The organism is Stenotrophomonas sp., from assembly GCF_032056425.1.
Classification (GTDB): domain Bacteria; phylum Pseudomonadota; class Gammaproteobacteria; order Xanthomonadales; family Xanthomonadaceae; genus Stenotrophomonas.
Genome location: NZ_DAMBCN010000043.1, coordinates 1 through 14,686 on the forward strand (window position 1 = coordinate 1; position 14,686 = coordinate 14,686).

The 14,686-nt window shown below is 68.5% G+C and carries 10 protein-coding genes; 6 read left to right on the top strand and 4 right to left on the bottom strand.

Annotated elements, in window-relative coordinates:
- Positions 1 to 215: 215 nt before the first annotated feature.
- On the bottom strand, positions 216 to 764 hold the full coding sequence (locus RTY46_RS18655) for a Dps family protein (RefSeq protein ID WP_108753905.1): 549 nt from the start codon (positions 762 to 764) through the stop codon (positions 216 to 218).
- Between the two features lie 86 nt (positions 765 to 850).
- On the opposite strand from RTY46_RS18655, the gene hrpA reads away from it, so the two are divergent.
- Positions 851 to 4,933 (top strand): ATP-dependent RNA helicase HrpA, encoded by a 4,083-nt coding sequence (hrpA, locus tag RTY46_RS18660; protein WP_312710253.1) that lies wholly within the window; start codon positions 851 to 853, stop codon positions 4,931 to 4,933.
- A 33-nt stretch (positions 4,934 to 4,966) separates the two neighbouring features.
- Here the strand turns inward: hrpA and RTY46_RS18665 are convergent, their stop codons facing one another.
- The 3 genes from RTY46_RS18665 to RTY46_RS18675 are packed head-to-tail and all read right to left on the bottom strand — an operon-like array spanning position 4,967 to position 6,175.
- Positions 4,967 to 5,491 carry a hypothetical protein gene (locus RTY46_RS18665; protein WP_312710255.1) on the bottom strand — a complete coding sequence of 175 codons (525 nt, stop codon included), beginning with the start codon at positions 5,489 to 5,491 and terminating at the stop codon, positions 4,967 to 4,969.
- Positions 5,492 to 5,549: 58 nt separating this feature from the next.
- A complete protein-coding gene (gene pgaD / locus RTY46_RS18670) occupies positions 5,550 to 5,885 on the bottom strand; it encodes a poly-beta-1,6-N-acetyl-D-glucosamine biosynthesis protein PgaD (RefSeq protein WP_312710257.1) in 336 nt (111 codons plus the stop codon).
- A complete protein-coding gene (locus RTY46_RS18675) occupies positions 5,882 to 6,175 on the bottom strand; it encodes a glycosyltransferase family 2 protein (protein WP_312710259.1) in 294 nt (97 codons plus the stop codon). Before RTY46_RS18675 ends, pgaD begins: the two co-directional genes overlap by 4 nt.
- A gap of 220 nt (positions 6,176 to 6,395) precedes the next feature.
- Here RTY46_RS18675 and RTY46_RS18680 point away from each other — a divergent pair, with 220 nt between their 5' ends.
- From RTY46_RS18680 to RTY46_RS18700, 5 genes are all read left to right on the top strand, one after another.
- Positions 6,396 to 8,564, top strand: coding sequence for a bifunctional (p)ppGpp synthetase/guanosine-3',5'-bis(diphosphate) 3'-pyrophosphohydrolase (locus RTY46_RS18680; protein ID WP_312710260.1), 2,169 nt, complete (start codon positions 6,396 to 6,398; stop codon positions 8,562 to 8,564).
- A 30-nt stretch (positions 8,565 to 8,594) separates the two neighbouring features.
- Entirely contained in the window at positions 8,595 to 10,160 is a 1,566-nt protein-coding gene (locus RTY46_RS18685; protein ID WP_312710261.1) for a hypothetical protein, read from the top strand.
- A gap of 77 nt (positions 10,161 to 10,237) precedes the next feature.
- Positions 10,238 to 11,179: a glycosyltransferase family 2 protein gene (locus tag RTY46_RS18690; RefSeq protein ID WP_312710262.1), complete on the top strand. Its 942-nt coding sequence runs from the start codon at positions 10,238 to 10,240 to the stop codon at positions 11,177 to 11,179.
- Between the two features lie 74 nt (positions 11,180 to 11,253).
- Positions 11,254 to 13,692 carry a penicillin-binding protein 1B gene (gene mrcB, locus RTY46_RS18695; RefSeq protein ID WP_312710264.1) on the top strand — a complete coding sequence of 813 codons (2,439 nt, stop codon included), beginning with the start codon at positions 11,254 to 11,256 and terminating at the stop codon, positions 13,690 to 13,692.
- Complete coding sequence (locus tag RTY46_RS18700; RefSeq protein WP_312710266.1) at positions 13,689 to 14,225, top strand: hypothetical protein; 537 nt, start codon at positions 13,689 to 13,691, stop codon at positions 14,223 to 14,225. The genes mrcB and RTY46_RS18700 overlap by 4 nt, the downstream gene beginning before the upstream one ends.
- Positions 14,226 to 14,686: the final 461 nt, after the last annotated feature.

The window sequence follows — 14,686 nt, forward strand, 5'->3', positions numbered from 1 at the left end:
TCCAAGTGCGATCAAAGTATCGCTTCTTGGCGTCCGCTGACGGGGAGCCAGACCAATCCGCGCCATGGATGGCGCGGATAAGCCCCCATGGATGGGTTTACGGCGTCCCCCTCAACCGGACCCACCCCGCCAACCCTCAGCAAACCCGCCTTTGACGTTGCTTCAGTCGAGCATGGCTCGACTCTACAAAGCCCTGCCGCAAACCCCCAAAACCCTTACTGGAGCAGGGAGCGCAGCATCCAGGCGTACTTTTCGTGGGTTTGCAGGCGCTGGGTCATCAGATCCTCGGTCGGGGCGTCGTCAGCATCGTCCGCCACATCCAGCACTTCACGGGCCGTACGGCACACCGCTTCGTTGGCGACCACCAACTGGCGTACCATTTCCCGCCAGTCCGCGCTGTCGGTCAGGCCCGGCTCCTCGGCAATCGAGGTCAGCGCAGCGAATTCCCGGTAGGAGCCCGGGGCATTGAACCCCAGGGCGCGGATGCGCTCGGCCACATCGTCCAGCGCCGCCCATTGCTCGGTGTACTGGGTCTCGAACATGGTGTGCAGCGAATTGAACATCGACCCGGTCACGTTCCAGTGGAAGTTGTGGGTCTTCAGGTAGAGCGTGAACGCATCGGCCTGGAACCGCGACAGACCGTCGGCGATCTTCTTGCGGTTGCCCTGGGTGATCCCGATATCGATGTTGGGTGCCGACGGCGCCGCCGCCGCAAGCTTCTGCTTGCCGGTCTTGGGCTTGGTCGTGCTCTTGGTCTTCGCCATGGGGTTCCTCCTTGTGGAATCGTTGGCCTTCACAGTAAATCAGTCGTGATGACTGGTCGCTTTCAAAGTTTTGAACGAACCGATTGATGAACGCTATCAATAAAAATATGCCGCCCCGCCTGCGCCAACAGCGCGCCGCCATCGATGGCGCCATGAGCCGCGACCGGGGCCGTCTGCTGGGCATGCTGTCGCGTTGCCAGGCCAAGCCTGAGGATGCGGCCCTGGCCGCCACGTTCGAGCAGGCCCTGCAGGCATCGGTGCAGCGCCGCCAGCAGCGGGCGCAGCAGCAGCCGTCCATTACTCTGGACCCGCAGCTGCCCATTGCGCGTGAAGCCGAGGCGATCATCGGCCTGATCCGCGACCACCAGGTGGTGGTGATCGCCGGCGAAACCGGTTCGGGCAAGACCACCCAGCTGCCGAAGCTGTGCCTGGCTGCGGGCCGTGGCCAGGCCGGCATGATCGGCTGCACCCAGCCGCGACGGATTGCCGCACGTGCGGTGGCCAGCCGCGTGGCGCAGGAACTGCACAGCGAGCTGGGCCAGCTGGTGGGCTACCAGGTGCGTTTCAACGACAAGGTCAGCGACGACAGCCGCATCAAGTTCATGACCGACGGCATTCTGCTGGCGGAGATCGCCAGCGACCGCTGGCTGTCGAACTACGACACGATCATCGTGGATGAGGCGCACGAACGCAGCCTCAACATCGATTTTCTGCTGGGCTACCTGAAACAGCTGCTGCGCAAGCGTCCGGACCTGAAGCTGATCGTCACCTCGGCCACCATCGATACCGAGCGCTTCGCCCAGCATTTCGACAATGCGCCGGTGATCAGCGTGGAAGGGCGCACCTTCCCGGTGGAAGTGCGCTACCGCGCGCTGGAAGGCGAGGGCGAGCAGGAAGGCGAGCGCACGGTGAACGACGCCATCGTGTCGGCCATCGACGAGATCACCCGCCTTGATTCGCGCGGCGACGTGCTGATCTTCCTGCCCGGCGAGCGCGAGATCCGCGATGCGCACCAGGCGCTGGAACGGCGCAAGTACCGGCAGACCGATGTGCTGCCGCTGTACGCGCGGCTGTCCAACCAGGACCAGGACAAGGTCTTCAACCCCGGCCCGAACCGGCGCATCGTGCTGGCCACGAACGTGGCGGAAACCTCGCTGACGGTGCCGCGCATCCGCTACGTGGTCGATCCGGGTTTCGCCCGCGTCAAGCGCTACAGCCCGCGCAACAAGCTGGACCGCCTGCACATCGAGCCGATCTCGCAGGCCAGCGCCAACCAGCGCAAGGGCCGCTGCGGACGTATTGCCGAGGGCATCTGCTACCGCCTGTACGCCGAGGCTGATTTCCAGGCGCGGCCGGAGTTCACCGATCCGGAAATCCGCCGCTCCAGCCTGGCCGGGGTGATCCTGCGCATGCTGCAGCTGGGCCTGGGCCGCATTGAGGAATTCCCGTTCCTGGAGGCTCCCGACGAACGCGCGGTGGCCGATGGTTGGCAGCAGTTGACCGAACTGGGTGCGATCGATGCCGAGCGCCGCCTGACCGCGATCGGCAAGCAGATGGCGCGCCTGCCGGTGGACGTGAAGCTGGCGCGCATGCTGGTGGCCGCACAGGCCGCCGGCTGCCTGCGGCCGATGCTGGTGATCGCCGCGTTCCTGGGCATCCAGGACCCGCGCGAGCGCCCGGCCGAAGCACGCGGCGCGGCTGACAGCGCACACGCGCAGTTCGCCGATGGTCGTTCTGAATTCGTCGGCGTGCTGCGCCTGTGGGACGCCTACCGCACCGCGCACGAAGACCTGACCCAGTCCAAGCTGCGCGACTGGTGCGGGCGCCACTTCCTGGGCTTCCTGCGCATGCGCGAGTGGCGCGAGCTGCACCGCCAGTTGCGCCTGCAGTGCGAGGAGCTGGGCTGGAAGGAAGAAGGTACCGACGCGTCGATGGCGCCGCTGTTGGCCGGCAGCAGCGCGCCGGCCCCGGCCCGCGACGAAGCCGCGGCAGTGAAGGCCACCCGCGGCCAGCTGCACCGGGCCGCGCGCCTGGCCCGCGAAGGCAAGGCCGAGGCCGCACCGGCCCCGGTGGCCATGCGCGAACAGAAGCAACAGGCGCCGGCCGGCGGTGGTTTCAGCGAACGTGTGCGTGCCGCCGCCTACCAGACCCTGCACCGGGCGCTGGTGGCCGGCCTGCCCACGCAGATCGGCCACCGCACCGAGAAGGGTGATTTCCAGGCGCCGCGCCAGCGCCGCTTCCTGCCATTCCCGGGCTCGGCGCTGTCCAAGCGCCCGCCGCCGTGGCTGCTGGTGGCCAACCTGCTGGACACGCAGAAGGTCTGGGGCATGACCCTGGCGGCGATCGAGCCGGACTGGGTGATTGCCGAACTGCCGCACCTGCTGCTGCGCAAGCACTTCGACCCGCATTGGTCGCGTGCGCAGGGGCAGGTGCTGGCCTCTGAACAGATCAGCCTGTTCGGGCTGGTGCTGGCGCCGAAGAAGCCGGTGCATTACGGCCGCATCGCGCCGGGCGAAGCGCACGACATCTTCGTGCGCCAGGCGCTGGTGACGGGCGAGATCAACACCCGCGCCAGCTTCGTGGCCGACAACCAGAAGGTGCTGGAACAGGCCCGCGAGGAAGAAGCCAAGTTGCGCCGTGCCGGTATCGTGGCCGACGAGGACTGGCAGGCCCGGTGGTACCTGGACCGCGTGCCGCCGCAGATCCATTCGGCCGCCGGCCTGGAGACCTGGTGGAAGGCGTTGCCGCCGGAACAGCGCAAGGGCCTGCACTGGTCGTTGACCGATCTGCTGCCCGGCGAGGGCAGCGAGCAGGAGCGCTACCCGAAGTACCTGGCCCTGGGCCAGGCACGGCTGCCGCTGCATTACCGGTTCGAACCGGGCAGCGAAGACGACGGGGTGACCCTGGAGGTGCCGCTGCACCTGCTGAACGCGCTGGACCCGGTGCAGCTGGGCTGGCTGGCGCCAGGCTTCGTGGCCGACAAGGCGTCGGCCCTGATCCGCAGCCTGCCCAAGGCGATGCGCCGCAACTATGTGCCGGCACCGGACTTCGGCCGCGCCTTCTTCGAGGCGTTCCCGCAGCCCAGCGCCGATGCCATCACCGGCGAGCTCGCGCGCTTCCTGTCACGCGCAACCGGCGCCACGGTCAGCGCGCTCGACTTCGAGCCGGGCACGATCGAGCCGCACCTGCACATGAACCTTCGCCTGCGCGACGAACAGGGCAAGGTGCTGGCCACCTCGCGTGACCTGGAGGCGCTGCGCGCGAAGTTCGGTGCACGCGCCGGCGACGCCTTCGCGGCGCGTGCCGGCCGCGAGATGGCCGCCGATGGCCTGCGCACGTTCCCGTCCACACCGATTCCGCTGCAGGTGCCCGGCGAAGCCGGCGTGCCAGCCTATCCAGCGCTGCTGGACGAAGGTGACAGCGTGGCGCTGCGGATCTTTGCCGACCGTCAACAGGCGCAGGAGGCCCACCCGCTGGGCGTGCGTCGCCTGCTGGAGATCGCGCTGGCGGAAAAAGTGAAGCAGGCACGCAAGCAGCTGCCGGTCGCACCCAAGACCGGCCTGCTGTATGCGGCCATCGAATCGCAGGAACGCCTGCGCGGCGATCTGGTGGATGCGGCGATGAACGCGGTGCTGGCCGAGGGGCTGGAAGAGATCCGCGATGCGGCCGCCTTCGAGCAGCGCCGCGACCATGCGGCCAAGGCGCTGTTCGGCGAGGCGATGTCACGGCTGAAGCTGGCCGAGACCATCCTGGCGCTGGTGGCCGAGCTGAAACCCCTGCTGGAAGCGCCGCTGATGGGCTGGGCACGCGGCAATCTGGACGACATGGAGGCGCAGCTGGTCGGTTTGATCCACCCCGGCTTCCTGCGCGATACGCCGGCCGATGCCCTGGCGCAGTACCCGCGCTACCTGAAGGCGATGATCCTGCGTACCGAGCGCGCCAAGCGTGATCCGCCGCGTGACCAGGCCCGCATGCTGGAACTGCACCCGTTCCTGGAGGCATTGCGCGCCGGCCAGGAGCAGGGGCTGCGCGAGCGCCCGCAATGGCAGGCGCTGCGCTGGGACCTGGAAGAACTGCGCGTTTCGCTGTTCGCACAGGAACTGGGCGCGCGCACCGGCATTTCGGCCAAGAAACTGGCGCAGCGGGTGACCGCGCTGCGCCAGCTGTAATCCGGTAGCGCCGGGCCCGGCCCGGCGCCGCCGTTACTTGGTGCGGCGCACCTTGGGCTGGGTGTTGCTGCCCTCGACCTTCATGTACCACACGCCCATCACGCCCGGCCGGATGCTGACCTTCGGCGACTGCTTGCGCACGCCCGAAACGCGGGTGGCGTCGGTCTGTTCCCACACCTGGCCGTTGTCCAGCGTGTAGGTGCGGCCCTGGCTGAAACCACTGAATTCACCCTGCAGGGTGGCCGTGATCGGCTCGTTGCTGCCGAAATCGGCGAACCCGCGGTTCTTCACGATCACTTCCTGGCGGCCTTCTTCGCGGGCTTCCTCGCGCACAGCAGCGACGGCCTGGGTCGTGGCCGCTTCCACCTTGCCCTGCAGCCAGCGGTTCAGCGAGGCCAGCTCGGCGGCAGAGAGCTTGTCCAGCCCGGCTGCCTGGAACTCGGCGGGGCTCATCTGCTGCTGCAGGTCGCCTTCGACCACGCGCTGCGCCAGCGCAGGCAGGGCGAAGGTGCACAGGGCAAGGGAAATACTCAGCGGGCGCAACAGGCGCAGGGACATGGCGTTCCTCCAGAATGTCGCCCGAGTGTAGAGCAGCGCACGCGGGGCGACACCTGCCCTATGGCCCGCGCTGTGACCGCCAGGCGCTCACTGGTCGGGCCTGTCCGTCCATGCGCACGGTCACCACCCGGTGCCGGCGCAGGGCGTGCATCACCTGTTCCGACGCCTGCACGCGGGCCCGCACCGCTGCGTCGGCCACGTCCGAGCGACGCAGGCGACGGTCGGCATCGGCGAAGCGGGCGCGGTTGTACTCGGCCCAGCCGATGAGCAACAGTCCACACAGCAGGGCGATGATCGGCAGCGCGGCCAGGATGAAGGGATCGAAGGCGTTGCGCTGCAGGTACAGGCGCTCCCAGCCGGCCTGCAGGCCCAGTATCCACGCAACCAGGGTCACCAGCGGCACCCATCGTTGATGGCGATGATCTCCAGCCGCGGATACACCTGGGCTGCGATCGCCTGGATCGTGTCGGCAATGTGGGTGGCTTCATTGAAACATGGCACCAGCACACTGACGGCAGGGTGGCTGCGCAGGGGCGGCGGTGCGTCAGGCAGCGGGCCGCCACGTTCGCGGCGCAGGTAGTAGTAGATGCCGCCGACCATCCAGAAAAAGGCCATGACGACCGGATAGAAGAAGGCGAAATTGAACAGCAGCGTGACGGGTGAAGCGCTTTCCATCCACGACATCGGTACTCCCTGCAGGCATGCTGCGGACCCTCGCCACAGCCGCTTCGACCATGCCGTTCGTTTTGTAAATCCTGCGTGGTTGTCTGAACCGTCCAGTCAGGCTGGCCGATGCCGAGGGCACGATTCCAGCGCATGGCGGCATGAACACATGCGCGGCCATGGCGGTGCGGCCGATTGTTCCTGAACGGGCGGAGCGGTACCGTAGCGTCCTCTGTCTTTGATGTCCGATGCTGTGAACCGCGCTTCTGTCCCCGGCCTGGATGCCTTGTTGAACCGCCCCTCGGCGGCGGTGCTGCCCGCGCCGCTGCGCCAGGCCCTGCGCGAGCACTGGCCGCAACACGATGGCGAGGCCACGATGCGGGCCAGCTGGTCGGTGCTGGGCGACACGCTGGACGCACTGGCGCTGCTGACCTCTGACGAAAGCGTGGTGCTGGCGGCGCTGTTGTTCGATCTGCCGGCGCTGCGCGCGCATCTGGACGCTCTGCCACTGGGCACCCACGGCAGTGCCGTGGCGGGCCTGCTCGATGGCCAGGATGCGGCCGACCCGGTCTGGGCCCTGCATGCCGGCCGGGAAGCGGGGCGCAACAGCGAAGGCCTGCGCCGCCTGCTGCTGGCCATCATCCGCGACCTGCGCGTGGTGCCGATCCTGCTGGCCCGGCAGTTGGCGCGCATGCGCGCGGCCGACAAGCTGGACGATGAGCAGCGCCGGGCACTGGCCCAGCTGACCCGCGACATCCACGCGCCGCTGGCCAACCGGCTGGGCATCTGGCAGTTGAAGTGGGAGCTGGAAGACCTGGCGTTCCGCCATCTGGAGCCGGACACCTACCGTCGCATTGCGCGCGAGGTGGACGAGACCCGTGTGGCACGCGAACGCTACGTGGAAAACGTGAAGAAGGTGCTGTCACGCGAGTTGCTGGCGCAGGGGCTGCACGCCGAAGTCAGTGGCCGCCCCAAGCACATCTACAGCATCTGGCGGAAGATGCAGAAGAAGCGGCTGGCCTTCGACCAGCTGTACGACATCCGCGCGGTGCGGGTGATGGTGGACGACGTGGCGGCCTGCTACGCCGCGCTGGGCGTGGTGCATGCGCTGTGGGCGCCGGTGCCCAGCGAGTTCGACGATTACATCGCCCGGCCCAAGGCCAACGACTACCGTTCGCTGCATACCGCGGTGGTGGGCCCGGAAGGGCGCACGATCGAAGTGCAGATCCGTACCCACGACATGCACGCGCAGGCCGAGCTGGGCGTGGCCGCGCACTGGAAGTACAAGGAAGGCGGCAAGGGCGCGGAAAAGGCCTTCGACCGCAAGATCACCTGGATGCGCCAGCTGCTGGAACAGGCGCAGGACGGGCAGGGCAATGAACTGGCCGGCGCGCTGGATGCCGAGCTGACCGAAGACCGTGTCTACGCACTCAGCCCCAAGGATGAAGTGCTGGACCTGCCGCAGGGGGCCACCCCGCTGGATTTCGCCTACCAGGTGCACACCATGGTCGGGCACCGCTGCCGGGGCGCCAAGGTCAATGGCCGCATCGTGCCGCTGACCTACCGGCTGCGCAGTGGCGATCGTGTCGAGATCCTGACCGGCAAGGAAGCCGACCCGCGGCGCGACTGGCTGATGCCAGCGCTGGGCTTCTTGGCCAGCAACCGTTCGCGCGAGAAGGTGCGCAGCTGGTTCCACAAGCTGGACCGGGCGCGCAACGTGCATGCCGGGCGCGAGCTGCTGGAACGCGAACTGAAGCGGTTGGGCCTGCAGCATGCCGATCTGGCAGGCGCGGCGAAGAAGTTCCATGCCGACAGCGTGGACGATCTGTACATCCAGGTCGCGCTGGGCGATACCGGGCCGAACCAGGTCAGTCGCGCGCTGCTGGAAGCCGAACGTGCGGCCAGCCAGCCGGCACCGGCGCCGGCCTTGCCGCGCCCGACCGCACGCCGGGAAAACCTGGGCAAGTCCAAGTTCACCGTGCAGGGGGTGGGCAACCTGCTTGTGCAGCTGGCGCGTTGCTGCCAGCCGGTGGCCGGCGAGCCGATCGTGGGTTACCTGACCCGCAGCCGCGGCGTCACCGTGCACCGTGCCGACTGCGCCGCCCTGGCGCGGCTGGCCGCAACCAGTCCGCAGCGCATCCTGCCGGTGGAGTGGGGACAGGCCGGCGGCGGCTACGAAGTGGACGTAGTGGTCAATGCCGTGGACCGTCGCTGGCTGCTGAAGGACATCACCAACCTGATCGCGCAGGAAGACGCCTACGTGCTCGACATCCACAGCGACAACGTGCGCAACAGCGGCCGTGCGCATCTGCGCCTGCGCCTGAAGGTGACCGACTACGACCAGCTGTCCACGCTGCTGGGCAAGCTGGATGCGCTGCCCGGTGTGAGCGAGGCGCGCCGTCTGGGCTGAGCTTCACGCAGCCACGGCTACCCTGCACGCATGGAACGCGAGCCCCTGCACCCCACACACGGCACGCCGCACCCGGCGCTTGACCGCGTGCGCCGCGAAGGCCGCTGGTGGTGGCTGCAGGCCCGGCACACGCGCCGGGTGTGGCGCTGGGCGGTGCTGGCGGCAGTGGCGGTGTTCCTGCTGCTGGTGCTGGTACGGCGGCCGCTTGCCGAATGGTTCTGGGACGATTCGCAGATCGAACAGTTGCTGGCCGAAGGTGATCGTGCGCTGGCAGATGGGCGCCTGACGGCCGCCGACGGCAGCGGCGCGCGCGAGCGCTACCAGGCGGTGCTGGCGCTGGACGGCGATCGTCCGCTGGCGCGGCAGGGACTGGCGCGCACCGGAGCGGCGGCCCTGCAGCAGGCACACGACCATCTGCAGGCCGGCGATCTGGAGGGCGGCGCGCGGCTGCTGGCGCTGGCCCGCGAACTGCAGGTGCCACAGGCGCAGACCGACGCCGTGGCGCAGCAGTTGCTGGCGCGGCGGCGTGCCGGGGCCGGCGTGGGCGCACTGCTGGCGCAAGCCCGCAATGCGTTCGCCGCCGGGCGCCTGGACGAGGGCGAAAGCAGCGCCCTGCCGCTGTTCCAGCGCGTCCTGGCGCTGCAGCCTGACAACCTTTCTGCGCTGGAAGGACGCGAAGATGCGTTGAGCGACCTGTTGCAGCACGCGCGTACGCAGGCGGCGCAGGGGGCGTTGGCGGACGCGTCCGCGACGGTGCAGCGGGCGCGCCAGTTCGATCCGGGCCACCCCGACCTGCCCGCGACCCAGGAAGCCCTTGCGCGGGCCACCGACCGGCGCCTGCGGCAGGCACAACATGCGTTGCAAAGACGGCAGCTGGATGCGGCCGCCGATGGCTTCCTGGCCGTGCTGGCGGTGGCCGCCGACGATCCGGCCGCGCAGCGGGGGCGCGAACAGACGTTGCAGGCACTGCTGCAGCGCAGCCAGCGCCATGCCGAGGATTTCCAGTTCCAGGCGGCCGAACAGGATCGTGGCCGGGCCATCGCCCTCGGTGCGTCGCCGCTGGCGCTGCAGCAGGACACCCAGCGCGTGCAGCGCGCGCGCGTGGCGCAACAGGCGCTGCAGCAGCCCGGGCAGGGCAGTGTGCAGCGTGAGCGTCAGTTGCGCGGGCATCTGGCGCAGATGGAACGTGCCGAGCGGGCGGGGCAGTGGATCAGCCCGCCCGGCCACAGTGCGTTCGACGCGCTGCGTGAAGCGCAGTCGGTGGCCCCACGCGACCCGCGGGTACGAGCCGCAGCGGCACGTTTGTTGCCCGCCAGCCAACGGTGCTTCGATGACAACCTGCGGCAGAACCGCGTGCAGGCCGCGGGTGCCTGCCTGCAGGCCTGGCAGACCCTGGCACCGACCGCCACCGCGCTGCCTGCCGCACGCACGCGTCTGGCCCAGCGCTGGCTGGCGATCGGCAGCGAGCGGTTGGGCCGCGGCGACGTGCGTTTTGCGGCCGCAGCGGTGGACCAGGTGCGCCAGCTGCAACCGGACCTGGCCGAACTGCCCGCGTTCGAACAGCGGCTGCGCCAAGTGGGCGGGCAGGGCGACTAGACCGCGGATCTGCGCGGTGCAGGGCACTCCGGTATAGTCCTGCAGTTCTCCCTGCGCATCCTGCAACACGTCCGATCATGTCTTCCATAGCCCCTTTGGCCGGCGGTTTCGACGCCCAGCGCGTCTGCGCCGTGATCGTGACGTACGGCCCCGACACGGAGCTGCTGGCCCGGGTGGTGGACAGCGTGCTGCAGCAGATCGGGCACCTGGTGGTGTTCGACAATGGCAGTGCGCCGTTTGATGTGGTCGCGCAGCTGGGTCACCGGCCGGGAGTGACGGCGATCGCCTCGCCGCACAACGTCGGCCTGGGGGCCGCGCTGAACCGCGCCTGCGAGCAGGCACAGGCGCTGGGCTTTGAGTACGTGCTGTTGATGGATCAGGACAGCGTCCTTGCCGATGGCATGGTGCAGGTGCTCGGCACCGCCCTGGTCGAGCTGGCACGGCATGAGCCGGTGGCGGCGGTGGGCCCGCAGTTCCGCGATGCCCGCAGCGGTGCCCTGGCGCCGTTCGTGCACTTCGGCTTTCCGCTCAACCACAAGCTGCGCGGTGGGCCGGGGCAGCGCATTTCCTGCGACTTCCTCATCACCTCGGGATCGCTGGTGCCGGTGCAGGCGCTGCGCCAGGTCGGGGCGATGGATGAAAGCCTGTTCATCGACAACCTGGACATGGACTGGTGCTTCCGGGCCAAGCGCAACGGCCTGGCGCTGTATGGCATCTGCGATGCGCAGATGAGCCACAGCATCGGTGAAGCGCTGCTGGCCTCGCGGGCCAAGGCCGACGGCGTGATCGTGCACAAGCCGTTCCGCCTGTACTTCATCATGCGCAACCGCGTGCTGCTGTACCGCCGGGCGTACACCCCGCGGGTGTGGATCGCCCAGGATGTGCCGCGGTTGCTGCTGAAGTTCATCGGCAACGGCCTGTTCCTGCCCGAGCGTGCGGCCCGCCTGAGGTTCATGCTGAAGGGGCTGTGGGACGGGGTGCGCGGAAAATCGGGTCCGCTGTCACCGGGCAGACGCTGAACAGGGCGCCGGGCAGGCCTGCCTTGGGCGGGGCGCTGGGGTAGACTCGCCAGACCCTACATTGTCGCATTCCCGTGCCCCGACGCTACGATTCCGACGACATCGACGATCTCGACGACGACAACCCGACCGGTGACGGTCCGTCCTGGCGCAGCCGCCTGATCACGTGGAGCATGGCCGCCTTCGCGCTGGGCCTGGGCTTCCTGATTCCGTACACGCTGTACCTGAACCAACAGGTGACGCAGCGCTTCGGTGAGCTGCGCTGGCAGATCCCGACGCGGGTGTACGCGCGCCCACTGGTGGTGATGCCCGGCAAGGCGATGGATGCAGCCACCCTGAAGACCGAACTTGCCGCCTCGGCTTACCGGGATGACGGCCAGGGCAAGGAACCGGCCACCTACACCGTGCAGGGCGGTCGCTTCACCATTTCCAGCCGCGGCTACAACGATGTGGATGGCCGCGTGGCCCCGCGCCGGGTTGAACTGACCCTGTCCGGCGGCAGCATTGCCTCGCTGCGCGATGCCGACAGCCGCAAGGCGCTGAAGGCGGCGCGCCTGGACCCGGCGCGTATTGCCACGCTGTACGGCCAGAAGCAGGAAGAACGGCGCCTGGTGCGCATGGATGAAGCGCCCGATCTGCTGGTGACCGGTCTGCAGGCGGTGGAGGACAAGGACTTCAACCGCCACCACGGCATCGATCTGTCCGGCATCGCCCGTGCGGTATGGGTGACCATCCGCTCCGGTGGGCAGAGCCGGCAGGGTGCGTCCACGCTCACCCAGCAGCTGGCGCGCAGCGGTCTGCTGGGCATCGGCAAGGAACAGACCGTCACCCGCAAGTTCAATGAAGTGCTGTATGCGCTCATCATGGAAGCGCGCTACGACAAGCGCACCATCTTCGAGGCCTATCTGAACCAGGTGTACCTGGGGCAGCGCGGCAGCCAGGCGATCCATGGCATGTCCTCGGGTGCCGAATTCTGGTTCGGCCGCGATCTGTCGTCGCTGGAAACCGAGCAGGTCGCGCTGCTGATCGGTCTGGTCAAGGGGCCGTCGTACTACGACCCGCGTCGCAACCCGGAACGCGCGCTGGATCGCCGCAACTTCGTGCTGGGCAAGCTGCATGAGTCCGCCTTGATCGACGATGCCGAGTACCAGCGTGCGCTGAAGGCGCCGCTGGGCGTGCCGAAGACGCCTGGCCTGGTCGCCGCCAATCGCTTCCCGGCCTATGTGGATCTGGTGCGCCGTCAGCTCGGCCACGATTACCCGGAAGCGGCCTTGCAGGGCGCCGGCCTGAGCGTGATGACCGGCATGTCACCGTCGGCCCAGGCCTATGCCGAGGGCGCCGTGACGCGCACCATCAAGTCGCTGGAAAGCAAGCGCCGCCCCGAGCTGCAGGCCGGCATGGTGCTGACCGACGTGCACAACGGCGATGTGCTGGCCGTGATCGGCAGCCGCGAGGTGTCCGAAGTCGGCTTCAACCGCGCCATCGAGGCACAGCGGCCGGTGGGCTCGTTGCTGAAGCCGTTCGTGTACCTGCTGGCGCTGGCCCAGCCTGAACGTTACTCGCTGGCCACCTGGGTGGACGATTCACCGGTGACCGTGCAGCTGGGTCGAGGCCGCAACTGGAGCCCCGGCAATGCTGACAACCGCAGCCACGGCACCGTGCGCCTGATCGATGCGCTGGCCCATTCCTACAACCAGGCCACGGTGCGCGTGGGCATGCAGGTGGGGCCGGAGCGCATCACCCAGCTGATCCACGTGCTGGCCGGGCTGAAGGCCGAGGCCAACCCGGCGGTGATCCTGGGTTCGACCGACCAGAGCCCCTATGCCATGGCCCAGCTGTACCAGTTCCTGGCCTCGGGCGGCGAGATCCAGCCCCTGCATGCGGTGCGTGGCGTGCTGGACCCGCAGGGCAAGCTGCTCAAGCGCTATGACAAGACCCCGGCCCCGGCGCAGGAAGGCGATTCGATTGCCGCCAACCTGATCAGCATCGGCCTGCAGCAGGTGGTGGCCAGCGGTACGGCGCAGCGCCTGAATGCTGATGGCCTGGGCCGCCTGCAGCCGGCGGGCAAGACCGGCACCACCAACGATGGCCGTGACAGCTGGTACGCCGGTTACACCGGTGACCACCTGGCGGTGATCTGGATGGGCAACGATCAGAACCAGCAGGCCGGGCTGTATGGTGCCACCGGTGCGATGCGGGTCTGGTCGGGCATCTTCCAGCGCCTGCCGAGCGCGCCGCTGAAGGTCAGCAACAAGGGCCTGGATTGGCAGCCGGTGGCGGCCACGGGTACCAACAGCACCGATGAAGGGTGCCCGGGCGCGCGCCGGTTCCCGTTCGTGGTGGGCTATGCACCGGCCTATGCGCCGTGCGCGCCAGCCAGCGTGCCGGAAGAACAGGGCGGCGAAAGCGAGGGTGGCGGCTGGCGCAGCTGGTTCGGCCTGGACCGCAAACCTGAACCGCCTGCCGAAGCCGCGCCGGCCCCGGCCGCCGCATCTCCTTCCCCCAGCCGATGAAGCCCATGAATCTGCGAACCCTGTATGCGCCGGTGGCCGCTGCCACCCTCAGCCTTGCCCTGGCGGCCTGCATGAGCAGTGCGCCGCAGGTGGTCAAGCCGGTGGACACCACCACCCCGGCACAGCGTCTGGCCGCCGTGGATGCGGCTGCGGGCCCGGACGACAAGGAACTGTCGGTGCAGCCGCTGCGAGATCCGCAGGTGGAAGACCTGCGTCAGGCGGCGTTGGCACAGCGCCAGGGCAATGATCTGGCTGCCGCCGCAGCCAGCCTGGACCAGGCGCTGCAGATCGTGGCCGGCGATCCGTCGGTGTTGCAGGAACGGGCGGAGATCGCCCTGCTGCAGGGACAGTGGGCCGAGGCCGAGACCTTTGCGCGCAAGGCGGTGGACCTGGGCTCGAAGACCGGGCCGCTGTGCCGCCGGCACTGGGCGACCATCGAACAGGCACGTCTGGCGCGTGGCGAGAAGGAAAACGCGGTGTCGGCGCATGCGCAGCTGGAAGGCTGCACGGTGCCGGGGATCAAGCGGTACTGAGTTTCCAGCCAACGGCACAGCCCCTCGTGGCTGGCCGCGGGCTCCGGATCATGTGATTGGGCCGGGCGGGTGGGTTGCACAGGGGACGCTGCAAGTACGTCCCTGTAAGCTCGTAGGCGCCATCCATGGCGCCTGCGCCCCTGCGCAACCCACCCGCCCGGCCTCTGACAGTTTCCGTGTGCGTCCAGCCACGGAAAAGAAAAAGCAAATCAAAAGCGGGTCGCGCGCTGCGCGCACTCGCAGAGGGGTCGGAGCCGTTTTCCGAAGGAAAACGGCTCCGACCCTTTCTTGTTTCCGTTCGACCCACCGCTTCTGGATCCAGTCGAGCAAGCTCGACGCTACGAAGCATGTCCGTCCGTCACCAGGAACCTGTCGAGGGCGGGGGGCTGTGGGTTTGCGGGGTGTGTGGTCTGGCTCCCTGAGAACGGACGCCATGAAGCTGTTTCAGGCGGCAGTCTCGA